Raw genomic sequence first — 1,224 nt, 5'->3', positions numbered from 1 at the left:
CCCGCTCGGCGGCGACGCTCCCCGGGTCGGCGGAGCCCGCCGCCGCTGCGCCTCCCGCCGCTCGTCCCGCGCCGGCCGCCCCGCGCCGCCGGTTGAGCGTGCCGGTCGTGATGCTGAGCATCGGCGTCGTGCTGCTCTCCGTGGCGGCCGTGTTCTACGTCGTCTACGCCTTCGTCACCTACGGGCTCCTCGTGCGCGCGGCCATCACCGGCGCCGTGACCGTCGCCGCCTTCGCCGCGTCCGCGGTCCTCGCCCGGCGACGGCTGGCCGGGACGGCGGAGGCGGTGGGCGTCGTCGGCGTCGTCCTCCTCCACCTCGACGTCTGGGCGGTGCGGGCGTACGACCTCGCCGGGGCTGGAGCCGCGGATCCGTTCCGCTACTTCGGCGTCGGCACCCTGGTCGCCTCGGCGGTCCTCCTCGCGCTCCGCCCGCTGCTGCGGGTCCGGGCGATCGGGCTGGCGGGCTGGGCCGGTCTCCCCGTCGCCGCCGGGCTGCTGGCGGCCTCCGCCTCCTCCCTCGATCCGGCCACGCGCACCGCGCTGGCGCTCGCCTGCGCCTCCGCCGTGTCGCTCCTGCACGCGCTGCCCCGGGCGCGCGGAGGGTCCTCGCCCTCCTCGTGGGAGCGGCTCGTGCTCCGGGTCGTCGGCGTCGCCGCGGCAGCCGGAGCGCTCGTCGCCGGAGCCGCGAGCGCTGTCGACCCCGGCGCGGCCCCGGCCGTCCCCCTCCTCCTCGCGGCGACCGCGGCGGCCGTGCACGCCGCGCTCCTGTCGTCCAGCACGCCCGCCGTCACGACCGCCGATCACGGCGACCGCGAAGGCGGCGACGGCGACGACGCCCGCACTCCCCCGGCGGCCGCGGCATGGGGCGCGCGCCCGCTGCGCGTCATCGCCTCCGTGGTGGCCGGCGCCGGTGCCGCCATGGCCGTCCCCGTCACGGCCGTCACCGGCGGCGCAGCCCTCCTCACGCTCTGCGGACAGCTGGTCGCCGCCGTCCTGGTCGTCGCGGTGCTCGACGTGGCCGCCGGGCGTCTGACAGCGCCCCTGCACGCCGCGTCCGCCCGTGTCGCCCGGTCGGCCGCGGGCGTGGTCGCGATCGTCGCCGCGGCGCCCGTAGCCCTGACCGCGGCAGGCGGCGCCGCCGCGGCGATGGTCGCCGGCGTGCCCCCGTGGGCGCTGGAACCCGGCAGCGACCCGGTGCGGGAGCTGGCGCGGGAGACCGGCGCCC

1 pseudogene is annotated in these 1,224 nt (G+C 80.0%); it reads left to right on the top strand.

The features are described 5' to 3' along the window. Positions 1-110: 110 nt before the first annotated feature. Positions 111-1,224 (top strand): annotated as a pseudogene (locus Q6969_RS15795) (hypothetical protein); the annotation flags it as partial.

It is taken from the genome of Clavibacter sp. MX14-G9D (assembly GCF_032917815.1).
Taxonomy (GTDB): Bacteria; Actinomycetota; Actinomycetes; order Actinomycetales; family Microbacteriaceae; genus Clavibacter; species Clavibacter michiganensis_K.
This window is presented reverse-complemented; position numbering and strand designations above follow the sequence as displayed.